Consider the following 23146-nt stretch of genomic DNA (forward strand, 5'->3'; position numbering starts at 1 on the left):
ACAGGCTTATCGACAGCGCGGTGACTCGGGTCTTGCGCTTGCGGAAGCACTGAGACGGATGCCGAAGTGCGACCGTGCAGCGGGCTCGAATGCCAGCCATCCGCACCGCCACCACTGGCGCCGGCCCTGGCTTGCGAAAACTTAACGCAACGTCCGAAACGGCTCCGCCACGCTAGGCCCCGAAGCTGCCAGTCAATTCAGTTCGAGGAGCCCGGGCCGAGGCGCATTGTCCGGCGCTGCAGCCGTTGAACCGGCCAGTTGCTTGAGCACGTCGCCGAGCGGCGCCGGCCGGTGGAAGTGGAACCCCTGCATCACGACGTTGCCCTGCTGCCCCAGGAAATCCGCCTGCGCGGCAACTTCCACGCCTTCCGCCACCACCCGCAACCCCAGGTGTCCGGCCATTGCCAGGATGGCATGGACGATGGCAGTGCTGTTGTGGTCGTTTGGCGTATCGCGCATGAAGCTCTTGTCGATCTTGAGTTCAAACAGCGGCATCTTGCGCAGATACGCCAGGTTCGAGTACCCGGTGCCGAAGTCATCCACCGAGAACCGAATGCCCAGGGCAGCCAGCTCGTGCATCCGGGCGATGGTCTGGTCGATTTCGTCGATCAGCAGGCCTTCCGTGACCTCGAAAACCAGTTGCTGCCCGGGCGTGCCGGTGGCTGTCAGCACGGCACGGACCTGATCGACGAAATCGGGCTGACGGAACTGCAACGGGCTGACATTGATGGACAGCGTCATCGGCTTACCGGCACGGTCGAGCGCCAGCCACGCTTCGCACGCCTGGCGCAGCACCCAGTGACCGAGCGCCACAATCAGACCGCTGGACTCCGCAATCGGAATGAACACATCCGGTGGTATCGCGCTGCCGTCGGCACGGCGCCAGCGCATCAGCAGTTCCGCGCCCACCGCCGCGCCCGCGCGATCGACCTGCAACTGCAGGTACGTGGACAATTCGCCGTTGGCCAGCGCCGCACCGAGGTCGCGCGCCAGTGTCAGCTTGCGCTGCGCATCGGCCAGCATCTCGCCATCGAACAGCATCACGCCGTCGCGCCCGCCTGCCTTGGCGTGGTACATGGCGGTGTCCGCCTCGCGCAGGAGGTCGTGCGGTTTGGCGCCGGGTACCACCAGCGCCACCCCGATGCTGGCCGAAATCCGGTAGTGCTGGCCGTCGAGCTGCAGCGGGTGTGCCAGGGCTGCGCGCACGTCCGCCGCCACTGTCAGCGCGAGAGGTACCGTCGCATCTTGCTGCGCGTCGCGCGGTTCGAGCAGGATCACGAATTCGTCGCCGCCAATGCGCGCCACCATGCCGCGCCCGCGCAGCGCCTGCTCCAGGCGTCTGCCTGCGTTGTCGAGGACGACATCGCCGATCGCATGGCCGCGTTCATCGTTGATGTTCTTGAAGTTGTCGATGTCGAGATAGAGCACCGCGCCGCACGCAGCGCCTGGCCGGGTCTCGGCCAGGATGGCGCTCAGGCGCTCGATCAGCAGGCGCCGGTTCGGCAGCCCGGTGAGGACATCGTAGAAGGCCGAGCGGTGGATCGCCTGGGCTGCCGCCCTGCGCTCGCTGATGTCGCGGCTGACCACGACCCAGTGACTCAGATATTCACCACTGCGGGTAAACGGCATGGCTTCAAGTTCGAGCCAGAAGCTGTCGCCGGCGCCGCTGTAAGCGAGCATCTCCGTCTTCAACGAGCGGCCCTTCTCCATCGCCTGCTGCAGGCCGGCCATGACGCCGGCATCGGTGTCGGGTCCCTGCAGAATGCGCAGGTTCCGCCCCAGCACGTGCTCGCGCGTGTGACCGGTGCGCTTGAGGAATGCATCGTTGACGAAGATAATGACGCGCTCGGCATCACCCGCGCTTCCCGCCGAGAAAATCAACACCATGTCGCTCAGTCGCGACACGGCGGCCGACGTCAGCTCCAGTTCCGACAGCGAACGGGCCAGGCCTTGCAGCAGCGTGCTGCTCATCAGCGACAACATCAAGGCCACGGTGCTGTAGTTGATCGCTGCCACCAGTGAGGACTTGAGCGGAGCATGGCCCCAGCCAGGCACGCTCAGCTCGATATGCCCGGTGGCGCCGATGACGACCAGCGCCAGCACGCCCAGCCCGGTGGCGACCAATGCCGAGCGCAGGTTGAGCAGGATGGCCGCAATCAATGGCGGCCCCAGAAGATAGCTGAGGCTGGCCGAGCCGACCGACAACATCAGGACGATCGCCAGCGCATAGACGACCGCCAGAAAGTTATAGACGCGCGCCACATAAGACAGACGCCTGAGACGCCAGATGCCCAGCATCCAGGCCAGGGCCAGCAGATCGGCGATCACCACGTGCCACATGCGATTCTGAAGCAGGAACGGGATGATGGCCACGGTCGAGATGGCGCCCACGATAATGACCACCGACATCAGCGACGAGAAGGTGTGCTCGCGCCATCTCGCGATGTTATAGACATTGCCCATGGGGGAAGAGCCCGTTCGGGCGCGGCGCTCACTTTAGCGTTGAAGGAATGTAATGTTATATTGCACTGTGGAAAATGTCACGTAAAACGTGCGGAGTGTTGCATCCCTACCTTCCCTGCCCGGGGGCACCGGCTTGGCGCCAGGTTTTACCCGTTTAATACACGGCTGTCTGCCGGCGCCTGTGCGCGCTCGCTCATGCCGTAGTCGCGCACCACACTTGCGATACGCAGGCGGTAGTCCTCGAACAAGGCACCGCGTCCCTGCGACTGCGCCGCGCGGTGCGCCTCCAACTGCCGCCACTGGGCCACCGCCGCGTCGTCGCGGAAGAAAGACAGGGACAGCAGCTTGCCCGGATTGCTCAGGCTTTGGAAGCGCTCGATCGAGATGAATCCATCCACCTGCCCCAGCAGAGGAAGTAGCGACGCAGCGATTTCGAGGTATTTGTGCTTGCCCTCGGCGTGCGGCAAGACTTCAAAAATTACTGCAATCATTTTATCTCCTCAAAAAATTCGGGAACACGCGCGTTCACGGAAGGACGATAACGCCACGGCATGTGCGGTATCCCGGGCAGGGTTTGCAATGCAGCGGCCGCAATCGTCTCGGCGAGTGCCTGGCCCGGACAGGCATGCACACCGTGGCCGAAACCGAATACTCGCCCTGCGGCGCGCGGGTCACGGCTGGCGGCAGCGAGCAACAGAAGGATCACCTGACCTTTCTCCACGCGCACGCCGCCGACGTACGCATCTTCCACCACGAAGCGGCGCGTGTTCTGCACGGGCGGATCCAACCGCGCCACTTCGCGTACCAGGGTCGCTGCATCGTCGGGCCGGGACGTTCCGCGCTGCAATGCCACTATGCTATTGCCGATCAGGCCCGCAGTCGCCTCGTAGGTTTGCGATAGCAGGCCCACCAAATTCGCGAGTAGCGCATGATCGCTGTCCCAGCCGACGGCCTGCGCTTCCTGCGCCACTTTCTCCAGCAGGGAGCCCGAACGCGGCGATTCCAGCAAGGCGCGGAAAGCGGCCAGCAGTTTTAGGCTTGCGCTGTGCGCCGATTCGATCTGTTCGGCGCTACTGAGCGGCGACAAGCAGGCCACGAAGCTGTTCATCCACATCGTCAGCGATGGCAGCTGCGCCTCGTTAAAGCCCAGCAGGCTGGCGACGGTACGCACCGGAACTTCCATCATCCACTGCGACAGGTGCACTGCCGTCATCGGTACCGTGCCTGCCAGTTCCCGCGCGATACAGGTGGCGGTCGCGCCAGCTTGGTCCAGCGCCACGCGGCCCAGCGAGCGCTGCAGGGCGGCCTTGGGCGCAGCGTGGCGCTCGCCATCGTTCATGCGTACCAGCGCGCCGAACACCTCGCCCGCGCTGCCACAGGCAATCGCCGACGGCACCGGCTCGCACTCTGGACGCACACGGCAAGCCGGATGTGCCATCACTTCCATCACCAGCGCCGGGCTGGCGGCCACCCACATGGTGCCATGCCAGCCAAGGCGCGGTGCGCTAGCCAGCGATGCGTAGTAGTCATAGGGGTCGGCGCACGTTACGGCCGCAACGGGATTCAGCATTTCATAATTCCACCAAAGTTGAGGAAATTGCAGTATGCTGAAAATTCGACAGCGACATTTCGTCCCACGCCAAACTATGGATGTACATGCCGACCACTACCTCGCCCGCGTCGCGGGCGCAATTGCTGAGCCGGCACGCGCCCGCATGCTGTGCTGCCTGCTCGACGGTCACGCCCGCACCGCTACCGAACTTTCCGTCGTGGCGGAGATCAGCGCCTCGACCGCCAGCGCCCACCTCGCGCGCCTGAAGGACGATCACCTAGTCGTCTTTCAGGCGCAAGGCAAGCACCGCTACTATCAGATCGCCAACCCGGACGTTGCCACTGCCCTGGAAGCGCTACTGGTGGTGGCGGGAGGGGCGGGACTGCAGCGCACCCAGTTCACGCCCAACACGCCGGAACGACTGCGTCACGCGCGCACCTGCTATGACCACATGGCGGGCACGGTTGCCGTCCGGCTTCACGACCACTTCGCCGAACAGGGCTGGTTGGCGCCGATCGGCGACAACCAGTACGATCTCACGCCGACCGGCGAACAGCAGTGCTACCAGCTCGGGTTGGACCTGCCGGCCATGCGCAAGCTGCGCCGCCGCTTCGCCTGTCCTTGTCTGGACTGGAGCGAGCGCCGCCCCCATCTCGGCGGTGCGCTTGGCGCGGCCCTGCTGCAGCTGGCATTGAAGAAGGGCTGGGTCGAGCAGGATCTCGACAGCCGCGCCCTAAGCGTGCCGCTACAAGGACAGCGCCAGATGCTGGCGTGCTTTGGCTTGAGTGGATTGCAATGAGGTGTGGAGCGATTGCTGATCGTTGACCTGGCCATGCCAGCCGCTGCATTCGACCGGAGCAGTATCTCTTTGTGTCGCGGGGGAACCGGGCGCCCATCCAGGTAATTTTATCCCTGAGTTTTCGATGGCTACTCTTCAACATGCCATCACGCTCCCATTTTCAAGCGGCTGCCTCCCGCTGCTACGGGCCGAAGCCAGCCGCCTGCATTCACCTTACAGCAATTTGGAATTTTTAAAAAAATCAGGGATGGCTTTTCAACCACTCCAGACGACGCTGATCAGCTAAATGCTTGACCGAGAAATTCTCGAATCTGGCTTCAAAACCGTCACCATCGGGACTGGCAGCCATCAGTCCGACCATCACCGGAGCATTGTCCTCAAGGGGCGCATTTCTGACCATGACGTAGTTTTTGTCATCCAACGAGTAAAAAATTTCCACGGCATCCAGTCTGCGGACGACCTTGATCCAGACAAAAGGAGGTACTTTTTCGAGTTCCAGTACGCTCCAGTCACTCTTTTCATGCGTTACGACGGTGCTGATATTAAATTTTCCATCCACGAACTCGACACCGGTCTTGATGTAGTTCTTGTGATCAGTTCTGATCATCAATCCCATTTGATCAAAACGTGCCTTATAGGCGCCGATCAGTTTAACTTTGGCTTCGAATTCTCCACCGTACGTCGCATAGTAGAAAGGACCATCATCGACCGTAAATCCATAATGCGATATCCGCCAGTAATCTGTTTTCGGTGTCACCTGCATGATCAGCGCATTATTTTTGACTTCCCAACGCTCAGGTTGGTTAAACCACTGCAATTTCTCTAAATTTTGTGCATGAATTTCGGCTGCGCCAAATAACAGGCTGAGTGCGAGGATGAGTTTTTTCATAATTGTCGCTTTTAACATTCGATCACGATCCATGGATTGCCGGATTGGCAACAGCCATTTTATTGTGCGCTGAGCCATTTGCCAATAGTTCGTATCGACCATCCGGTAACCAACATCGAGATGAGTTTGACTGTCGTCTCTGGGAATCTCGACCTGATCATCTGTTTGCGGTTCCAGCGATCACGTGATCTTTGCCGCCGTCATCATCTTGACCATGAACGCGCTGCCGGCTTCCCTTATCCTGTCAGCTCAGCTGGAAAAGCAGCGTGGACGGGCTGGGAGACATGGAGGCCTACCCCCCAGCCTACCCCCCAGTGCGCGCTGGCTTGGCATGGATCGTAGCGGACGCTACAGGACGCAAAAAAGGCCGTTTCCCCTATGAGAAAGGCAGAAATGAAAAAACCCGCCGAAGCGGGTTTTTGGGGTTCTGGCGGAGACGGTGGAATCCCTAAAATCCGTCACAGCCCGCATGTACGCTCAATTTCATGAAAATCTACGGCGCCCCTACCCTCACCCATACCCAAAAAAAAGTCGAGGACGCTTGGTGTGGCTGCGATTCGACATGGACAGTGTAGCAGCGTCACCCTCACAATCTACTGCACGTTACCGGGCAGAATTTCGGAATCACTCGGCATGCCATGCGCGTGAGAATTAAATTACTCCGCAAATGATGACGCTGGCTGCGGCCAAAGATTGGCGCGAGGGCAATGCAATTACACTCCAAATGGGTTGCTGGCAACTTCTCTCCACGTTGTCCGCGCATCGAATCAGGAAATCAAGTCACGCAATATTTTACATTCGCGCACACGCACCGTGCTTTGACAACTAGCGCGCAACTTCAACAGCTCGTCTTGCAAGGCCTTTAATTCATCGATTTTAGCCCGTAGCAGCTCGATATGATGGTCAACCAGGTCGTTCACACCGCCGCAGGGCTGCTCAGGTTCATCCTGAAGCGCCAGAAGCGCCTGCACTTCATCGAGCGACATATCGAGGCTGCGGCAGCGTCGGATAAACGTGAGTCGATCCACGTGCACCGCGCCGTACAGCCGATAGTTGCCGCTTGAGCGAGCCGGGGCGCTGAGCAAGCCGCGCTGCTCGTAGTAGCGAATCGTCTCTGGCAAACAACCAGTTCGCGCCGCCAACTCACCTATTTTCAAATTCATCACATTCCCCTTGACCCTGTAGTAACTAGAGGGATTCTAATGCACTTTTGTATTAGGAGAGTGTCATGGCTGATTGCTGTTCAGGTTCCTGCGGATCCGCGCGTGCGCCAGACCCGCGCTATCGCAAAGTCCTTTGGATTGCGCTACTGATCAACGCCGCAATGTTCTTGGTAGAAGTGGTTGCCAGCATGCAGGCACACTCGGCATCGCTGCTGGCTGACTCCATGGATTTCCTGGGTGACGCCGCCAATTACGGTGTTTCACTGTTTGTGCTCGGCATGGCCGTGGTATGGCGCAGCCGCGCGGCCTACGCCAAGGGCCTGGTGATGGGAATATTCGGTTTGCTGGTACTGGCCCGTGTGCTCTGGACGGGCCTGGGCGGACACACGCCGGTGGCGGAAACCATGGGGGCGGTCGGTATCCTGGCCTTCGTCGCGAACGGAGTAGTCGCCTGGTGCCTATACGCTTTCCGCGATGGTGACGCCAACATGCGCTCGGTCTGGCTCTGCACCCGCAACGATATGATCGGCAATATCGCCGTGATGTTGGCCGCCCTGGGCGTGTTCGGCACCGGCGCCGCATGGCCTGACATCGTCGTGGCCGTGATCATGGCCTTTCTCGGCCTCACCGCAGCGCGCGAGGTAATCGGCCGCGCCCGCCAGGAGCTGAAAATCGCAGAGAAACAGCATGCATAAACGTGTACGCCTGATTACCAGCGGGGTGCTGCTGTGCACTACGCTCCTGTCTCCGCTGCATGCCGAAACCATGACCTTCTCCTTGGGAGATGCGATATCCAGGGCCCAGCAGCGCGCTCCCGCCATTGTGGCGGCCGAAGCTGCGCTGCGTGCAGCCGATGCCAATATCGAGGTGGCGAGATTACGTCCCAATCCCACCCTGTCATACGAGGCCGAAAACGTCATGGGTACCGGACGGTACGCCGATTTTGGCAGCAGCGAGCGCACGATAACGGTGTCGGTCCCGATCGAGCTGGGAGGCAAACGCGAAGCGCGCCGCCGCGTCGCTGAGGCCGAGCGCGGCGCCACCAACCTCGGCGTGGCCACGACCCGTGCCGACATCACTCAGCGCGTCACCATCGCGTTCATCGTGGCCGCTGCGGCAGAGCAGCGGCTGGACGTGACGCGCAGCGGCCATGAGCTGGCCAGGCAGGCAGCGCATGCCGCGCACGAGCGGGTTGCGGCAGGCAAAGCATCGCCGATCGAGGAGGAACGGGCGCGTGTCATGCTCATCAATGCCGAGGTCAAACTGGGTAAAACCGAGCGCGCATTGAAACTGGCGTTGGCCGATCTGGGCAGGTACACAGGCGACCTGTCACCCGGCGCCATCAGGGCACCCTGGTTCGGTGCGCTCGTTGAAGCGAAACAACCCGTGCACGTCTTACTTCCCGCCACTGCCGCAGCCGAGGCGCGCCTGGGGGCGGCCAGTGCGCGCGTGGACGCCGCCCGCCGCGACCGCATCCCCGACCTGACGCTCGTCGCCGGCAGCCGCAGGTTCGGCGACAATCCGGATCGCGCTGCCGTATTGGGTATCTCGATACCCTTCCCTCTGTTTAATCAGGGAACGCAAGCGCTTGCCCGGACTCAGGCTGAATATGAACGTACCCAGGCGGAACGGGACGCGGCAATCCAGGATGCCGACCAGGCACTGGCTCACGCCCAGGTCGATGTCGCCGACGCCCTCGCGGCGGCAGAGGCGGCACGGGGACCGGCACTGGCTGCCGCAGAAGAGGCAGCACGAATCGCCCGGCTTGGCTATACCGAGGGGAAATTCCCGCAACTTGAATTGATCGAGGCCGAACGCGCCCTGGCGGAAACCCGTGAGGCGGCCGTCGATGCGCTGGCGGCGTTCCATACCGCACAAGCACAATTGGCTTACCTGCACGGCACTATCGCCCCCCTCTACAAGGATTGACCCATGCAACACCATATGCGTATCGGCGCGCTCATCGCCCTTCTTGTCATCACCGGGTGCACGCGCAAGCCCTTGCCGGAACAGGAGCCGGGGCGGGAATCAACAACGGGTGCCAAGGCAGCAGCGCCGGCAAAGCCACCGGCTGAGAAACATAGCGGCGAACACGAGGACGAACATGCGGACTTCGTCAAACTCAGCGACCAGCAGATCAAGGCCGCAGGTATACAACTTGGCGCCGTGCGCACCGACTTTGCCGGTGCCATCGAAGCGCCAGGCGTGATCATCGTCGATCCCCAACGTTCGGCCATTGTCAGCAGTTCGGTCGGGGGCCGCGTTGTAGAGATTCGCAAGACGCTTGGCGAACAAGTTGCGCGCGGGGAGGTGCTCGCCGTGATCGACAGCCGGGAAGTTGCACAATTGAGCGCCGATGCCGCCATCGCCGAACGTCAACGCGCGCTTGCTGAAGCAACGTTCCTGCGCGAGGAAAGACTGTTTGCTGAAAAAGTGTCGTCGCGCCAGGAATATGAGGTTGCCAAAACCGCGCTGGAAGAAACTCGCACCCGCCTGCGCCTGGCGCAGCAGCAGCTACGCAGCGCCGGGACTGGCGGCGGCAGCACGTCCGGGCAGTTACGTCTCGTGGCCCCGTTGGGCGGCGTCGTCACCTTCCGTCAGATCAATGTCGGGGACGTCATCGATGGCGATGAGAAATTGTTCGAGGTAGCTGATTTAAGCCATTTGTCGATCGAACTGTCGTTGACAGCAGCCGATGCCGCGCGCCTCGCTGTGGGCGCGCAGGTCGATCTCATGTCAGAGAACCGCACCGCACGGGCCCGATTGACCCACCTTTCGCGCATCCTCGATCCTGCCACGCGACAGGTTCGCGCCCTTGCTGCGCTCGACGACGCCAAGGCGAGTTGGCGCGTGGGCGAGACGATCCGTGTCAGCATTGCGCTGGCCGGCGCTTCAGGCGCGGGGAGCATGGCGATTCCCCGTAGTGCGGTGCAAACGGTGGAAGAAAAGCCGAGTGTCTTCGTACGCGAGAAAGGAGGCTTCGCGATCCGGCCGGTGGTGCTGGGCAAGGCAGCGGGCAACTATGTCACGGTGCAGTCGGGATTGGAAGGAACTGAACAGATTGCGGTCGCCAACACGTTCATCCTGAAGGCCGAACACGGTAAAGGCGAGGCAGGTGACCACGATGATTAATGGCCGTCGTATGCCGACTTGTGGAAGGGGCGCCCCATGATCGCGCGGATCGTAAATGTGTCGGTCCAGCGCCCATGGCAAGTGCTGCTCGCCACCCTTTTCCTGGCTATTTTGGGCGCATTGGCAATGGCGCGACTGCCTATCGATGCCGTGCCGGACATCACCAATACCCAGGTCCAGATCAATGTGAATGCGCCGGCGCTGGCGCCAAGTGACCTGGAGCGCCAGGTCACCTACCCCATTGAAACGGCGTTCGCCGGTATCCCGGGCCTGGAGTCGACGCGTTCGCTCACCCGTCATGGCTTCGCCCAGATTACCACCGTCTTCAAGGACGGCACCGATATCTATTTTGCCCGCCAGCAGATTGCGGAGCGGCTGCGCACGGTCGAGCGGGTTCTGCCCGCTGGAGTGACCGCATCGGTGGGGCCAATCGCCACCGGCTTGGGCGACGTCTTCATGTGGACCGTCGAATTTTCCAGCACGCATGACAGCCGTATCACCAACGGAATGGCTGCCGACGGCAGCTATGTCACGCCAGAGGGCCAAGTACTACGGACAGCCGTCGATAAAGCTACGTACTTACGCACGGTACAGGACTGGATCGTCGCGCCGCAACTGAAGAACACCCCCGGGTTAGCCGGGGTGGACGTGATCGGCGGCTATGTCAAACAATACGTGGTGACGCCAAACCCGCAGCGCCTCGCAGCCTTCGGCATCAGCCTCACCGCACTGGCAGAGGCGCTGGAGCGCAACAACACCAGTGCTGGGGCGGGTATCGTTGTGCAAAACGGCGAGGCGTTGACGGTGCAGGCCGATGCGCTGGTCACCAGCGTTGAAGAGCTGGAAAAGGCAGTCATCACCACGCGCAACGGTACCCCGGTGCTGCTGTCGCAGGTGGCGACGGTTGGCATTGGCCAGGAAACGCGTTTCGGTTCGGCATCGGAAGGCGGCGTGGAAGTCGTAGTCGGGACAGCGGTCATGCGCATCGGGGAAAACAGTCGCACGGTTGCCGCTGCGGTCGGCGTTCGACTCAAGGAAATCGCCCGATCACTCCCTCCCGGCATCATCATCAAGCCGGTGCTGGACCGCACCCGCCTGGTCGATGCGACCATTGGGACCGTATCGGCCAATCTGGCCGAAGGCGCCCTGCTCGTGATCGCGGTGCTGTTTGCGCTGCTCGGTAATTTGCGGGCGGCATTGATCGCTGCGGCCGTGATCCCGATCACCATGTTGCTCACGTCTGCCGGGATGCTGCGCGCGGGGGTGTCGGCCAATCTGATGAGCCTGGGAGCGCTGGACTTCGGCCTCATCGTCGATGGTGCCGTGATCATCGTCGAAAATGCCTTGCGCCGACTCGGTGAGCGGCAACAGGCCACCGGCCGACCGCTGGAGAGAGCCGAGCGCCGCGAAGTCTTCGCAGCGGCGGCGCGCGAAATGATACGGCCCAGCGTTTACGGCCAGGCCATCATCATGCTGGTGTATGTGCCGCTGCTGACGTTCGAAGGTGTCGAGGGCCGCATGTTCACGCCGATGGCAGTGACCGTCATCCTGGCGCTCGCATGTGCTTTCGTACTGTCGTTGACACTGGTACCGGCGCTGATCGGCCTGTGGTTGTCGCGCCCTGTCAGCCACCAGGAAAACCGCCTCACGGCGGCGGTCGCTCGCTGGTATCAGCCGTCGCTGGACCGTGCACTGGCTCGTCCGCTGCTGACAGCTGGCACCGCCGCCGGCGTATTCTTGGGCGCCTTGCTACTGTTCCAGACGCTGGGAGAGGAGTTTCTTCCCACGCTCGATGAGCAGGATGTGCTGCTGCAGGTCGCGCGGATTCCAGGAACATCTGTCGAGCAAAGTCAGGCAATGCAGTTCGCCGTCGAGAAGGCGGTAGCGCGGCTGCCTGAAGTGAAGCTGGTCTTTTCCCGCACCGGCACGGCGGAGCTGGCGTCCGACCCCATGCCACCCAATGCCACCGATACGTTTATCATCGTCAAGGAGCGCAAGCTGTGGCCAGATCCGTCCCTGAGCAAGGCAGAGTTGGTGGAGAAAATCGAACATGCGGTGGCCGATATTCCGGGCCAGAGCTACGAGCTGACGCAACCAATCCAGATGCGCTTTAACGAACTGCTGGCCGGCGTAAGGGGTGATATCGCGGTCAAGGTCTACGGGGACGATTACCCAACCATGTTGCGTACTGCAGAACAGGTAGCGGAACAGCTACGCCGGGTTGACGGCGCTGTCGACGTGCGAGTGGAACAGGTGGACGGCCTGCCGTTACTCGCCGCCCGCCCCGATCGCGATGCCATGGCGCGGGTAGGCTTGAGCGCGCGTGACGTGTTCGACACCCTCGCTGCGGCAGTTGCCGGGCGGGAGGCGGGAACCGTGTTCGAGGGCGACCGCCGCTTCGACGTCGTGGTCCGGCTGAACAATGCCGAGCGCAACGACATCGAAACCCTGCGCCAGTTACCGGTACTGACACCATCGGGCAGTTTTGTGCCGCTCGGCTCGGTTGCAGCGCTGGAACTGGCGAAGGGCCCGAACCAGATCAGCCGGGAAAATGGCAAGCGGCGTGTGGTGGTCCAGGCCAATGTGCGCGGCCGCGATATTGCCGGAGTCGTCCAGGAGGCGCAGGAAGTGATCAATGCCAAGGTGCAACGCGCCCCTGGTGTCTGGCTGACGTGGGGCGGGCAGTTTGAAAACCTCGAACGCGCCCGCTCGCGTCTGATGGTGGTCGTTCCGGCCTGCTTCGTACTGATTATCGTGCTGCTCTACTCCGCAGTCGGATCGTGGCGCGCAGCGGCAATAGTGTTTACTGGTGTGCCCCTGGCACTGATCGGCGGCATCCTGGCTCTGTGGCTGCGCGGGTTGCCGTTCTCGATTTCGGCAGCGGTCGGCTTTATCGCCTTGTCCGGCGTAGCGGTTCTTAACGGCCTGGTGATGATGGAAGCCATCCATGAACTGGCCAAGAGCCACCCATGGCGCGACGCAGTGCGGTTGGGCGCTCAACGCCGGTTACGCCCGGTGTTGATGACGGCGCTGGTGGCGTCGCTGGGCTTTGTGCCGATGGCATTGGCTACCGGCGCGGGCGCTGAGGTACAACGGCCGTTAGCGACCGTGGTAATCGGAGGGCTACTGACGGCAACACTGCTTACACTGTTTGTTTTGCCTGCGCTGTATGCAAAAATCGGACGTCCTAAAAGTAACTTAGAGGCCCAAGTGCATAGCTCCGCCAGTTGATGAATTTGTCAGGACACGGAGCGGTGTCCTGGATTGGTGGGAAGGATCGCAAAGGGCAGTGCTGTACACCGGCAACACTGCCGCTGCGTTCACCAGCGCTCGGCGTAGAAGCTCTAGTCAAAGAGTAGCAAAATAATTCGATATTACTTGAAGTATCGTATAACCTAAGATACTATACTTCCATGTTTCTCGAATCATGAAAGTACGCATCATGGATACCAAACAGGTATTAGCCGCCCTGGCGGCCATTGCGCAAGAAAGCCGGCTTGCCATTTTCAGGCTGTTGGTACAAGTCGGCCCCGAAGGCATGGCAGCCACTAAAATTGCCGAGCAACTCGACATCGCGCCGTCATCGCTGTCCTTCCACCTGAAGGAATTGACGCACGCCGGATTGATCACCTCGCGTAGTGAGGGACGTTTCATCATCTACTCGGCCAATATCACCGTGATGAACGGCTTGATCGGCTATCTCACCGAAAACTGCTGCGGCGGCGTTCCTTGTGGACAGTCGGCCAGCGATATCACTAACTCGCCCACCTGACCTGGAGACTCACCATGCAAGAGAAAGTCTACAACGTGCTGTTCCTTTGTACTGGCAACTCGGCACGCAGCATCATGGCCGAAGCCTTGTTGACGACCATGGGTAAGGGTCGTTTCAAGGGTTATTCGGCTGGCAGCCATCCTGGCGGCACCGTCAATCCCTACGCCATCGAGCAAGTGGCGCATACGGGTTACCAATGCAAGAGCTACGCAGCAAGAGCTGGGACGAGTTCGGCGCCGCAGAGGCGCCGCACATGGACTTCATCATCACCGTCTGCGACAACGCTGCCGGTGAGGTCTGCCCGCATTGGCCAGGCCATCCGATGTCGGCCCACTGGGGTTTTGAAGACCCAGCTGCGGCCCTGGTCAACAGCGTCGAGGAAAAGCGAGCGGTATTCAACCGCATCTTCCGCCAGATCACGGCCCGCATGAACATTTTTATCAGCCTGCCGCTGCACTTGCTGGAAAAGAATGCCATCCAGCGCGAAATCCACGCCATCGGCGGAACCGCCGTTTAATGTCCATTCCGCATACATCAATGAATATTTTGTTTCTCTGTACCGGCAACTCGTGCCGCTCGGTCCTGTCCGAGGCCACCTTCAACCATCTCGCCCCAAGCGGCCTGAAGGCGATCAGCGCCGGCAGCCAGCCGGCCGGCAAGCTGCATCCGCGCGCCGTTGCGCTGTTGCACAGCAAGGGTATTTCGACCGAGGGCTACTACAGCAAATCGTGGGACGACCTGCCGCTAACGCCGGACATCGTGGTTACCGTGTGCGGCAGCGCCGCCGGTGAAACCTGCCCGGCCTACCTCGGTCCGGTGCTGCGCACGCACTGGGGCGTTGACGATCCCGGCCACGTGGTCGGCACCGAAGAAGAGATCAACACTGCCTTCGAGCAAACCTACCGCATCATCCGCGCCCGCATCGAGGCGTTCCTGGCATTGCCGCTGGACCAGTTGGCCAACGACAGGGCGCAGTTAAAGGCCGAACTCGACAAGATTGGCACCATCCTGGCCTGAGCCACAACTGCGGATTCACGGTCGGCCCCAAGGCCGACCGGCGCCCCCTCGTCTGACATAATTTACCAGGAGCTCACGTGCTTCTCGCCTTTCTGATTTTCCTTGCCACCCTGGTCCTGGTGATCTGGCAGCCGCGCGGCCTCGGCATCGGCTGGAGTGCTGCCGCTGGCGCCGCTGTCGCCCTGCTCGCCGGCGTGATCCACAGCAGCGACATCCCAGTGGTGTGGCACATCGTCTGGAACGCCACCGGCACTTTCGTGGCCGTGATCATCATCAGCCTGCTGCTGGACAAGGCCGGCTTGTTCGAATGGGCGGCCTTGCACGTGGCGCGCTGGGGCCGGGGCAGCGGCCAGCGCCTGTTCGTGCTGCTGGTGTTGCTGGGCGCGGCCGTGGCGTCGGTGTTCGCCAACGACGGCGCGGCGCTGATCCTCACGCCCATCGTTATCGCCATGCTGCGCGCCCTGAAATTTTCCGCCAGGGCCACTCTGGCGTTCGTGATGGCGGCAGGCTTCATTGCCGATACCGCCAGCCTGCCGCTGGTGGTATCGAACCTGGTCAACATCGTCTCGGCCGACTACTTCGATATCGGCTTTGCGCGCTACGCTGCCGTAATGGCGCCAGTCAACCTGGTGGCCGTGGCCGCCACCCTGGGCGCCCTGCTGTGGTTCTTCCGCAAGGATATTCCGGCCAACTACGACCTGGCTCAACTGAAGGCGCCTGCCGAGGCCATCCACGACCGCGCCACCTTCGTCGCCGGCTGGTGGGTGCTGGCCTTGTTGCTGGCGGGGTTCTTCTGGCTCGAGTCGCTCGGGGTGCCGATCAGCGCGGTGGCGGCAGCCGGTGCAGTGTTGCTGTTGCTGGTGGCTGGCCGCGGACACCGGATTTCCACCCGCGAAGTACTGGTCAGCGCGCCGTGGCAGGTGGTGGTGTTCTCGCTCGGCATGTACCTGGTGGTGTACGGACTGCGCAACGCCGGCCTGACCGATTACCTGACCGCCGTGCTCAACGAATGCGCCAGCTACGGCGTGTGGGGCGCCGCGTTCGGTACCGGCGTGATCACCGCCTTGCTGTCCTCGGGCATGAACAATATGCCGACCGTGCTGATCGGCGCACTCTCGATCGATGCGACCACGGCCACCGGCGCGGTGCGCGAAGCGATGATTTACGCCAACATCATCGGCAGCGACCTGGGACCGAAGATCACGCCAATCGGCAGCCTGGCCACGCTGCTGTGGCTGCACGTGCTGTCGAGCAAGGGCATACAGATTTCTTGGGGCTATTACTTCCGGGTCGGCATCGTGTTGACGCTGCCGGTACTACTCATCACCCTGGCCGCACTGGCTGTGCGCCTGGCTTAATGGAGAATCATTCATGACTGTCACCATCTACCACAACCCCGACTGCGGCACGTCGCGCAATACACTCGCGCTGATCCGCAATGCCGGCATCGAGCCGGTCGTTATCGAATACTTGAAGCACCCGCCGAGCACCGAAAAGCTGGCCGACCTGATTCAGAAAGCGGGACTCACCGTTCACACGGCCGTTCGCCAAAAAGGCACCCCGTATGCGGAGCTCGGTCTCGACTCCCCCGCTGTCTCCGATCAGGACTTGCTCGACGCGATGGTTGCCCACCCGATCCTGATCAACCGCCCGTTCGTGGAGACGCCGCTGGGCGTGCGCCTGTGCCGGCCATCGGAACTGGTGCTCGACCTTCTGGCGCAGCCACAACAAGGGGCGTTTGCCAAGGAAGACGGCGAACAGGTGATTGACGCCGATGGGGAGCGCATCAAGCATGGATAAGATCGCAGCCCTGCCCAATATCGATCCGTCGCTGCTGGACCTGCCGACCCTGGACAAGCTGGCTCAGGTCGGCGACCTGAACCACCCGCCGCGCATCCTGATGCTCTACGGCTCGTTGCGGGAGCGCTCATTCAGCCGTCTCCTCACAGAAGAAGCGGCCCGCATCCTCGAGCACTTCGGCGCCGAGGTCAGAATTTTCAATCCGATGGAATTGCCCATGGCAGGCAGCGTGCCGGAGGACCATCCGAAGGTGGTCGAGCTGCGTGAGCTATGCCTGTGGTCCGAAGGCCAAGTGTGGTGCAGCCCGGAGCGGCATGGTACCGTGACGGCCGTGATGAAAAACCAGATCGACTGGATCCCGTTGGAAATGGGCGCCATCCGCCCCAGCCAGGGCCGCACCTTGGCGGTGATGCAGGTATGCGGCGGTTCGCAGTCGTTCAACGTGGTCAACACGCTGCGCCTACTGGGCCGCTGGATGCGCATGTTCACCATCCCGAACCAGTCTTCGGTACCGATGGCTTACAAGGAGTTCGACGCGGATGGCCGCATGCGGTCCTCCGGCTATTACGAGCGGGTGGTCGACGTCATGGAAGAACTGTTCAAGATGACCTTGCTGCTGCGTGGCCGCACCGATTATCTAACCGACCGCTACAGCGAGCGCAACGAGCGGTCGATGAAGGCCATCGACCACGCTATCAAAAGAATCTGACTTTATAAAGGAACCGACATGCAAATGCGCGATGCCGTAGCGGTCGATGCCCAGAAAGTAGCCGACATCTACAACCACTACATCCTCGACACGACCATCACCTTTGAAGAACTGGCGGTCACGCAAGCCGACATGGCAGGCCGCATCGCCGATGTACAAGCTGCCGGCCTGCCGTGGCTGGTGGCTGAACAGGACGGCGTAGTGCTCGGCTATGCCTACGCCACCAAATGGCGCGTGCGCCCCGCATACCGCTTTTCTGTAGAAAGCACCGTTTACCTGGACCCAGCATTTGCAGGCCGAGGCGTGGGAAAGGCGTTGTATTCGGCGCTGTTACAACGGCTCACCGACAGTGGCTGCCACCTGGTCATCGGTGGCATTGCACTGCCCAATTCCGGCAGCGTGGCGCTGCACGAAAAACTGGGGTTCGAAAAGGTGGGCGAGTTCGCTGAAGTGGGCTTCAAGTTCGATCGCTGGATCGACGTCGGGTATTGGCAGAAGACGCTTTCTCCTAAGGCAGGCTAAAACAACGTCCATCTCAATTCTTCAGTGCAAATAGCCGCACAAGCATAGCCCAGCCGCAGTCGCCCATCTGTACTTGGACCACCACCGAAGTTAATCGCTCGGTCGGCCTTCACATTTAGCAAATAGGGCAATCGCTCGGTCACAGTACTTGCAATGTCCCTGGCAGCAGTCGTGCATCAGAAATGCTACCAGGTCGGATAGCGTCGAAAATATGACACTGTAGATGATCGACCTGCCGTTGCGGCGACTCTCGATCAGTCCTGCGTTTTCAAGCTGACTGAGGTGAAAAGAGATCCGTGGCGACGCGGCGCCGCCCAGCTGTTCTGCGATGGCACCGGCAGCCAAACCCTCCGCGCCAGCGACGACGAGTAAGCGAATGATGCGCAAACGGGTCTCCTGGGAGATCGCGGCAAAACTGTCCAGCGCTTGCTTTTCTTTCATTGTTCAAAATCCTTTGGTGCTATCAGTGGTATACATCAGCACAGATACAAATCATTCTCATCTCAATTGATCAATAACTATTGAAGTGTTATTATAAGCCAACTGCTCCAACGATAGCAGCGACAGTGTTTGCCGCACCGGCAGCACCATCCTCAACTTGCGCTAGCCGTTCGACTGTCACTGGTTCCTTGTACATGCGCGTGCCGGGCGGATAGCCCCTCACAGACTCCGATCATGAGCCGGATACGCGAAACACTAGAACAACGCCAAGTCATTATTTATTTTTGTTCCATTGTGCTTGCAGCAGTGATTGCTACCCTGGTACCTGGTACGGGCGCACTCGAGGCCGTGATTAATCCAGCGCTGGCACTGATGCTGTTTGTCACCTTTCTGCAGGTGCCACTTGCTGACCTGCGCCGCGCCCTCACCCGCGTTCGCTTCCTTGGCGCGTTATTGGTCACCAATTTTATGGTCGTGCCATTGCTGGTAGGTGTCCTGGTTCAGTTGCTGCCGCAGGATCCCATGATCAGGCTCGGCCTGCTAATGGTCCTGCTGACACCCTGTATCGATTACGTGGTGACGTTCGCCCACCTCGGCCGCGCGGATGCCAAGTTGCTGCTCGCAGCAACGCCAGCGCTGCTCGTCGCGCAAATGATACTGCTGCCACTTTACTTGCGTAGCTTTCTCGGCGACGAAGCCGCCAGTCTGGTGCATCTGGGTCCGTTCTTCGACGCCTTTGTCTGGCTGATCGCAGTCCCGCTGGTGACCGCTGCCGCCGTCCAACTGTGGGCGGCCCGCAGTCCGGCGGGGAGCCGCAGCGCGGCGATGCTGGGGGTTCTGCCAGTTCCCGCCACTGCACTGGTGCTGTTTATCGTGGTTGCTGCGATGTTCCCGCAACTGGGGATGGCTACCGACGCCGCGCTCCGCGTTGCCCCTGTCTACATTGCCTTCGCAGTCGCCGCGCCGCTCCTTGGCTGGGCGGTGGCGCGCGCGTTCGGTCTTGACGCTCCCGCAGGTAGGGCCGTGGCATTCAGTGCCGGAACCCGCAATTCGCTCGTGATATTGCCACTTGCCCTTGCGGTGCCAGCTGCCGTCCCGGTGCTGCCGGCCATCATTATCACGCAAACGATTGTCGAGTTGGTCAGTTCGCTGATCTACATTCGTATGATTCCAAAGCTCGGAGGCAACCAGAATGTTCAGTAAAGTACGGTTTTACAAGATTTTAAGAGTAATTTTCGCCGCCACACTACTCGTAGCAGGTTCTGTCGCCACCCAGCCGGCAACGCCAGCGGACGCCAAGCAGCTGTGGCAGCTGATCGATTATGTAGCGGTAGACTACGGCGGTGCGGTTGCCAACGGTGCCGTCGTTAGCGATGCTGAATATGCGGAAATGCTTGATTTCACCGAGAACGCCGGCAAGCAAGTGCAACTGCTGCCTGCTCACGCCGGCCGAACCGGCATCTCGGCGGCCATCGACGAGCTACGCGCGGCAGTCGTCCGCAAGGCAGATGCAGCCGAGGTCGCACAGCTGGCGCATCACGCCAATGGCCTCCTGCTGCTTTCCTACCCGATTCCGGTCGCCCCTAAGTCGATTCCTGATCTTGGGCGTGGACGTACCCTGTACCTCGCGCAATGCGCCTCCTGCCACGGCGCGTCCGGCGGCGGAGACGGCCCAATGGCCGCCAGCCTGGAACCACCTCCCATAGCATTCACGGACGCAGAGCGTGCCCGCTCCCGCAGCGTAATGGCCTTATTCCAGATCATTTCACAGGGGGTCGCAGGAACCTCGATGGCGAGCTTTGAGACGCTGCCGGAGGATGACCGCTGGGCGCTGGCCTTTTACGTCGGCTCCATTGCCTACGATACCGACATGCGTCAGCGCGGCGATCAGTTATGGAAGGCGTCCGGCGGCGCAGTGAAGGGCCACTTCCCGGACCTGGCTGCGGTGACGACGATCACGGAAGCACTCGCTGCTCAAACCTTGCCGAAGGATACCGCCCGTGACATCACCGCTTATCTTCGAAGCCATCCTGGTGTCGTGGACGCGGGCAAGCACTCCGGCGTGCCCCTGGCGCGCCAGCGACTGCAGGAAAGCCTCGCTGCATTGCGCGAGGGCGACAAGCCCACGGCAACCCGGCTGGCTTTATCTGCCTACCTCGATGGCTTCGAACCGATTGAACCAATCGTTGGTGCGCGCGATAAATCACTGCTTGTTGCCGTCGAGGGCGCAATGCTCAATTACCGGTCCATGATCGTGAGCGGATCGGCCGAGCAGGCGCAAGCCGCAGCAGACGAGCTGACCCGCCTGTTTTCCAGGGTAGAAGTCCTGATGAACGATGCCAAGGCGGATCCCACGACGACCTTCCTTGGCGCGCTGGCGATCCTGCTGCGCGAAGGCGTGGAGGCGCTGTTGATCGTGATCGGCATGATTGCCTTGCTGAAAAAAGCAGGCCGTCCCGATGCATTGCGGCCCGTGCATGTGGGCTGGATCAGTGCCCTGTTTGCAGGAGGACTCACCTGGGTCGTCGCCACGTTTTTCATTGAAATCAGCGGCGCCAGCCGCGAAGTCACGGAGGGCTTGGGCTCGGTGCTGGCGGCGGTAGTCCTGCTGAGCGTTGGCCTGTGGATGCACCAAAAAAGCAGTGCCGGCCGCTGGCAGGACTACCTGAGCGGCAAGCTGTCCGCTGCCATGACGCGTAAATCAGCCGGCGCACTTTTTGCACTGTCATTTATCGCGGTGTATCGCGAGGTCTTTGAAACGGTGCTGTTCTACTCTGCGCTGGCGGCCGAAGGAAATGGCAATGCACTCGCTGCCGGCTTCCTTACTGCACTAATACTTCTGGCGTTGATCGCATTTGGATTGTTGCGCACCAGTGCACGCATGCCGATTGGTAAGTTCTTCTCGTTCACGTCGATCCTGGTAGCTGTTCTGGCGATTGTCCTGATCGGCAAGGGTGTGTCGGCATTGCAGGAGGCCGGATGGATAAGCGCCAACCTGGTTAACGGACCGCGCGTTGACTGGCTCGGGCTCTATCCGACATTGGAGACGGTAGCGGCGCAGGTCGTTGTGGCGATGGCAGCCTTCGGTGGATTTGGCTTTAACTGGTTGACTGCGCGTAGACATTCAAAAGAGTAACCGGAATTGCACGTCAAGTTTGCGAATGTCGTGCGCTTCGACGAGGCAATCTCGACGCTCACGACCCGGTGCGGGCTTACGGCCATGTCCCTGAGCGTGCGGGGTTACGTCGTCAACCGCGAGCGCCTGCAATGCCCGACGCGCAGGATATCCCTGCCCGCGCGTCAACACGGCACCGTGGGATCAGGTGTCAATCAGGACAGAACAAGTTCGGGATGCCAGTTCGAGCTCTTTATACTCCGAGCGATCAGAGGTTGTGATGGCAAATTCATTTGCCCCAGTTGTCCCCGTGCGACTGGACTGCTCGTTCGAGCGCCACGGTCAATATACTGACCATGGCGAGCTTGTTATCTATGCTGCCCTGAGCATGAAGTGTCAGGACGAATTGCTCAAGCGGCACGGCCAGCGTGTGGGGCAATTCGAGCTCTACAGCCAAGTTCCCACACTGTTCAAGCGAATTCGAATACTCCTTTCGAACAGACTCCACCGCCAGAAATACACGTTGCCTGGTAACGCCATGCTCGACAGCGACCTCAGCCAAGCCTCTCCGCTCAACCAGAATGCCGGAAGCCATGGCAGTTGCGGCCGGCCCCAACCGGGTTCGCGACGCGATACGCGCAAAGTCACTGGCCGAAAGGCGAACTAGCTTCATGTCTTGCTCCTGACAGGGTTTATGGAATGCCGCCGACTGCATCAGGGTGGGGCATTCGCGCGCCGTACAAACGTACGCACAAAGGAGCCGTAACCTGTCATGCCGACGGCTGCACGCCGTTATATCAAACCAGCTACGCGCCCAAGCTTTTTTGCAACTCCGCAGCAAACGTCGCCATCCTGATCGGCTTATCGCGCCAGTGCACGTCGAGCTGTCTGATCGCGCGCGCCGCTTCGGCTTCATCAATATGTCCGCTGGTGACTTTCCCGCTGAGGACGTAGATCGGCACGCCGTTAGTCTCAGCCAATCGGATTTTTTTGATTAGTGATTCCGACGTCCGCTCGCCGAGTATCCAATCCATGACATAGCCATCGTACTCGCGTTCCTCCATTGACCGCTCAAGCGATGCCAGGTCATAGAAAGGAACGGCACGCAAGCCGCTATCGTTCAGGTAATCGCACAGGCTATCGGCAAAGCCGTGTTCATCGTCAACGATCGCCACCGTCGGCGCGAATGGGTGCTCGACAACGATTTCCAGCTTGTTGGCCCGGTAGCGCGGCACATCGTCGGGACACCTGGAACTTTCGATCACTGCCCACCCGTCGCCCTCCCCGATCACGACGAAGTCGACCTTAGCACTGGTGCTCAGTTGCTCGCCGATCCACACCAGGCAGGGATACCGCGCACCATCGGCACCCATCGTCAGCGTCGCCCGTGAGGCGTCGGTCGCATGACCACCGCCCCCCCCCCCYCCCCAACCGATAGTGTCGAGACGCTCGTTGAAAAAATCTGCCACCGTCTGCACCTGGCCGATGGTCCAGTCCACCCCGCCATTAAGCTTGCGGTGTGCCTGCGAATAACTGAGGCCCAGAATTTCCGCCAGCTTCTTGCTTCGCTGACGCGCCGGGACACCGTGGCGCAGCAGCATTTCGCCCACTGCGTCAACGATGGAACCGGAATTACGTTCGGTATCGGTCACGTGCATATTTTTCCTCGCTGGGAGAAGGCAGCTGGGCGGATCGGCGTCTATGCTGGACAGCAATGAACTGGTGAAATCAATTGTAGCAAGCCAATCTAGCGGGACCGCAATGTTTCCGCA

21 protein-coding genes and 1 pseudogene are annotated in these 23146 nt (G+C 60.9%); 14 read left to right on the forward strand and 8 right to left on the reverse strand.

Going from position 1 to position 23146, the window contains the following annotated elements; genetic code table 11:
• Positions 1-192: 192 nt before the first annotated feature.
• From ASF61_RS06770 to ASF61_RS06780, 3 genes are all read right to left on the reverse strand, one after another.
• On the reverse strand, positions 193-2463 hold the full coding sequence (locus ASF61_RS06770) for a bifunctional diguanylate cyclase/phosphodiesterase (RefSeq protein ID WP_056152962.1): 2271 nt from the start codon (positions 2461-2463) through the stop codon (positions 193-195).
• 146 nt (positions 2464-2609) lie between these two features.
• Positions 2610-2954: an antibiotic biosynthesis monooxygenase gene (locus tag ASF61_RS06775; RefSeq protein WP_056152965.1), complete on the reverse strand. Its 345-nt coding sequence runs from the start codon at positions 2952-2954 to the stop codon at positions 2610-2612.
• On the reverse strand, positions 2951-4033 hold the full coding sequence (locus ASF61_RS06780) for a cytochrome P450 (RefSeq protein ID WP_056152968.1): 1083 nt from the start codon (positions 4031-4033) through the stop codon (positions 2951-2953). Before ASF61_RS06780 ends, ASF61_RS06775 begins: the two co-directional genes overlap by 4 nt.
• Positions 4034-4067: 34 nt before the next feature.
• On the opposite strand from ASF61_RS06780, the gene ASF61_RS06785 reads away from it, so the two are divergent.
• The gene (locus tag ASF61_RS06785) at positions 4068-4814 is read left to right on the forward strand and encodes a helix-turn-helix transcriptional regulator (protein ID WP_229205744.1); all 747 of its coding nucleotides are present in this window, start codon (positions 4068-4070) and stop codon (positions 4812-4814) included.
• A 241-nt stretch (positions 4815-5055) separates the two neighbouring features.
• On the opposite strand, the gene ASF61_RS06790 is transcribed toward ASF61_RS06785, so the two are convergent.
• Positions 5056-5703 carry a DUF1349 domain-containing protein gene (locus ASF61_RS06790; protein WP_056153168.1) on the reverse strand — a complete coding sequence of 216 codons (648 nt, stop codon included), beginning with the start codon at positions 5701-5703 and terminating at the stop codon, positions 5056-5058.
• A 767-nt stretch (positions 5704-6470) separates the two neighbouring features.
• Entirely contained in the window at positions 6471-6866 is a 396-nt protein-coding gene (gene cadR, locus ASF61_RS06795; RefSeq protein ID WP_056152974.1) for a Cd(II)/Pb(II)-responsive transcriptional regulator, read from the reverse strand.
• Positions 6867-6931: 65 nt separating this feature from the next.
• Here cadR and ASF61_RS06800 point away from each other — a divergent pair, with 65 nt between their 5' ends.
• The 11 genes and pseudogenes from ASF61_RS06800 (at position 6932) to ASF61_RS06850 (ending at position 17818) form a co-directional block, all read left to right on the forward strand.
• The gene (locus tag ASF61_RS06800; RefSeq protein WP_056152975.1) at positions 6932-7561 is read left to right on the forward strand and encodes a cation transporter; all 630 of its coding nucleotides are present in this window, start codon (positions 6932-6934) and stop codon (positions 7559-7561) included.
• Entirely contained in the window at positions 7554-8795 is a 1242-nt protein-coding gene (locus tag ASF61_RS06805; protein ID WP_056152978.1) for a TolC family protein, read from the forward strand. Before ASF61_RS06800 ends, ASF61_RS06805 begins: the two co-directional genes overlap by 8 nt.
• A 3-nt stretch (positions 8796-8798) precedes the next feature.
• Positions 8799-9998 carry an efflux RND transporter periplasmic adaptor subunit gene (locus tag ASF61_RS06810; protein WP_082491262.1) on the forward strand — a complete coding sequence of 400 codons (1200 nt, stop codon included), beginning with the start codon at positions 8799-8801 and terminating at the stop codon, positions 9996-9998.
• 36 nt (positions 9999-10034) lie between these two features.
• Entirely contained in the window at positions 10035-13229 is a 3195-nt protein-coding gene (locus ASF61_RS06815; RefSeq protein WP_056152985.1) for an efflux RND transporter permease subunit, read from the forward strand.
• Between the two features lie 211 nt (positions 13230-13440).
• Positions 13441-13770 (forward strand): helix-turn-helix transcriptional regulator, encoded by a 330-nt coding sequence (locus ASF61_RS06820; protein WP_056152988.1) that lies wholly within the window; start codon positions 13441-13443, stop codon positions 13768-13770.
• A gap of 14 nt (positions 13771-13784) precedes the next feature.
• Positions 13785-14287, forward strand: a pseudogene (locus tag ASF61_RS06825) (arsenate reductase ArsC).
• 20 nt (positions 14288-14307) lie between these two features.
• Positions 14308-14787 (forward strand): arsenate reductase ArsC, encoded by a 480-nt coding sequence (locus ASF61_RS06830; protein WP_056152992.1) that lies wholly within the window; start codon positions 14308-14310, stop codon positions 14785-14787.
• Between the two features lie 77 nt (positions 14788-14864).
• The gene (locus tag ASF61_RS06835; protein ID WP_056152996.1) at positions 14865-16145 is read left to right on the forward strand and encodes an arsenic transporter; all 1281 of its coding nucleotides are present in this window, start codon (positions 14865-14867) and stop codon (positions 16143-16145) included.
• A 13-nt stretch (positions 16146-16158) separates the two neighbouring features.
• Positions 16159-16587, forward strand: a complete 429-nt coding sequence (gene arsC, locus ASF61_RS06840) for an arsenate reductase (glutaredoxin) (protein ID WP_056153001.1) — start codon at positions 16159-16161, stop codon at positions 16585-16587.
• Positions 16580-17296, forward strand: coding sequence for an arsenical resistance protein ArsH (gene arsH, locus ASF61_RS06845; RefSeq protein WP_056153005.1), 717 nt, complete (start codon positions 16580-16582; stop codon positions 17294-17296). Before arsC ends, arsH begins: the two co-directional genes overlap by 8 nt.
• Positions 17297-17314: 18 nt before the next feature.
• Positions 17315-17818 carry an arsinothricin resistance N-acetyltransferase ArsN1 family B gene (locus tag ASF61_RS06850; protein WP_056153009.1) on the forward strand — a complete coding sequence of 168 codons (504 nt, stop codon included), beginning with the start codon at positions 17315-17317 and terminating at the stop codon, positions 17816-17818.
• Between the two features lie 90 nt (positions 17819-17908).
• Here the strand turns inward: ASF61_RS06850 and ASF61_RS06855 are convergent, their stop codons facing one another.
• Positions 17909-18259 (reverse strand): helix-turn-helix transcriptional regulator, encoded by a 351-nt coding sequence (locus ASF61_RS06855; RefSeq protein WP_056153012.1) that lies wholly within the window; start codon positions 18257-18259, stop codon positions 17909-17911.
• A gap of 234 nt (positions 18260-18493) precedes the next feature.
• Here ASF61_RS06855 and ASF61_RS06860 point away from each other — a divergent pair, with 234 nt between their 5' ends.
• Together ASF61_RS06860 and ASF61_RS06865 are read left to right on the forward strand one after the other, a co-directional pair.
• A complete protein-coding gene (locus ASF61_RS06860) occupies positions 18494-19462 on the forward strand; it encodes an arsenic resistance protein (RefSeq protein ID WP_056153015.1) in 969 nt (322 codons plus the stop codon).
• On the forward strand, positions 19452-21395 hold the full coding sequence (locus ASF61_RS06865) for a cytochrome c/FTR1 family iron permease (protein ID WP_056153018.1): 1944 nt from the start codon (positions 19452-19454) through the stop codon (positions 21393-21395). The genes ASF61_RS06860 and ASF61_RS06865 overlap by 11 nt, the downstream gene beginning before the upstream one ends.
• Positions 21396-21663: 268 nt before the next feature.
• Here ASF61_RS06865 and ASF61_RS23585 read toward each other — a convergent pair whose 3' ends face one another.
• Both ASF61_RS23585 and ASF61_RS06875 read right to left on the reverse strand, forming a co-directional pair.
• On the reverse strand, positions 21664-22047 hold the full coding sequence (locus tag ASF61_RS23585) for a TrfB-related DNA-binding protein (protein ID WP_162241976.1): 384 nt from the start codon (positions 22045-22047) through the stop codon (positions 21664-21666).
• Between the two features lie 133 nt (positions 22048-22180).
• The gene (locus ASF61_RS06875) at positions 22181-23032 is read right to left on the reverse strand and encodes a helix-turn-helix domain-containing protein (RefSeq protein WP_056153024.1); all 852 of its coding nucleotides are present in this window, start codon (positions 23030-23032) and stop codon (positions 22181-22183) included.
• Positions 23033-23146: the final 114 nt, after the last annotated feature.

Source organism: Duganella sp. Leaf126, assembly GCF_001423125.1.
In the GTDB taxonomy this organism is placed as follows: Bacteria; Pseudomonadota; Gammaproteobacteria; order Burkholderiales; family Burkholderiaceae_D; genus Rugamonas.

Coding starts and splice junctions, on each gene's coding strand:
- ASF61_RS06805 (WP_056152978.1), top strand. CDS start 7,554: ATGCATAAACGTGTACGCCTGATTACCAGCGGGGTGCTGCTGTGCACT.
- ASF61_RS06850 (WP_056153009.1), top strand. CDS start 17,315: ATGCAAATGCGCGATGCCGTAGCGGTCGATGCCCAGAAAGTAGCCGAC.
- ASF61_RS06785 (WP_229205744.1), top strand. CDS start 4,068: ATGCTGAAAATTCGACAGCGACATTTCGTCCCACGCCAAACTATGGAT.
- ASF61_RS06770 (WP_056152962.1), bottom strand. CDS start 2,463: ATGGGCAATGTCTATAACATCGCGAGATGGCGCGAGCACACCTTCTCG.
- cadR (WP_056152974.1), bottom strand. CDS start 6,866: ATGAATTTGAAAATAGGTGAGTTGGCGGCGCGAACTGGTTGTTTGCCA.
- ASF61_RS06810 (WP_082491262.1), top strand. CDS start 8,799: ATGCAACACCATATGCGTATCGGCGCGCTCATCGCCCTTCTTGTCATC.
- ASF61_RS23585 (WP_162241976.1), bottom strand. CDS start 22,047: ATGAAGCTAGTTCGCCTTTCGGCCAGTGACTTTGCGCGTATCGCGTCG.
- ASF61_RS06860 (WP_056153015.1), top strand. CDS start 18,494: ATGAGCCGGATACGCGAAACACTAGAACAACGCCAAGTCATTATTTAT.
- ASF61_RS06790 (WP_056153168.1), bottom strand. CDS start 5,703: ATGAAAAAACTCATCCTCGCACTCAGCCTGTTATTTGGCGCAGCCGAA.
- arsC (WP_056153001.1), top strand. CDS start 16,159: ATGACTGTCACCATCTACCACAACCCCGACTGCGGCACGTCGCGCAAT.
- ASF61_RS06855 (WP_056153012.1), bottom strand. CDS start 18,259: ATGAAAGAAAAGCAAGCGCTGGACAGTTTTGCCGCGATCTCCCAGGAG.
- arsH (WP_056153005.1), top strand. CDS start 16,580: ATGGATAAGATCGCAGCCCTGCCCAATATCGATCCGTCGCTGCTGGAC.
- ASF61_RS06815 (WP_056152985.1), top strand. CDS start 10,035: ATGATCGCGCGGATCGTAAATGTGTCGGTCCAGCGCCCATGGCAAGTG.
- ASF61_RS06800 (WP_056152975.1), top strand. CDS start 6,932: ATGGCTGATTGCTGTTCAGGTTCCTGCGGATCCGCGCGTGCGCCAGAC.
- ASF61_RS06830 (WP_056152992.1), top strand. CDS start 14,308: ATGAATATTTTGTTTCTCTGTACCGGCAACTCGTGCCGCTCGGTCCTG.
- ASF61_RS06775 (WP_056152965.1), bottom strand. CDS start 2,954: ATGATTGCAGTAATTTTTGAAGTCTTGCCGCACGCCGAGGGCAAGCAC.
- ASF61_RS06780 (WP_056152968.1), bottom strand. CDS start 4,033: ATGCTGAATCCCGTTGCGGCCGTAACGTGCGCCGACCCCTATGACTAC.
- ASF61_RS06820 (WP_056152988.1), top strand. CDS start 13,441: ATGGATACCAAACAGGTATTAGCCGCCCTGGCGGCCATTGCGCAAGAA.
- ASF61_RS06865 (WP_056153018.1), top strand. CDS start 19,452: ATGTTCAGTAAAGTACGGTTTTACAAGATTTTAAGAGTAATTTTCGCC.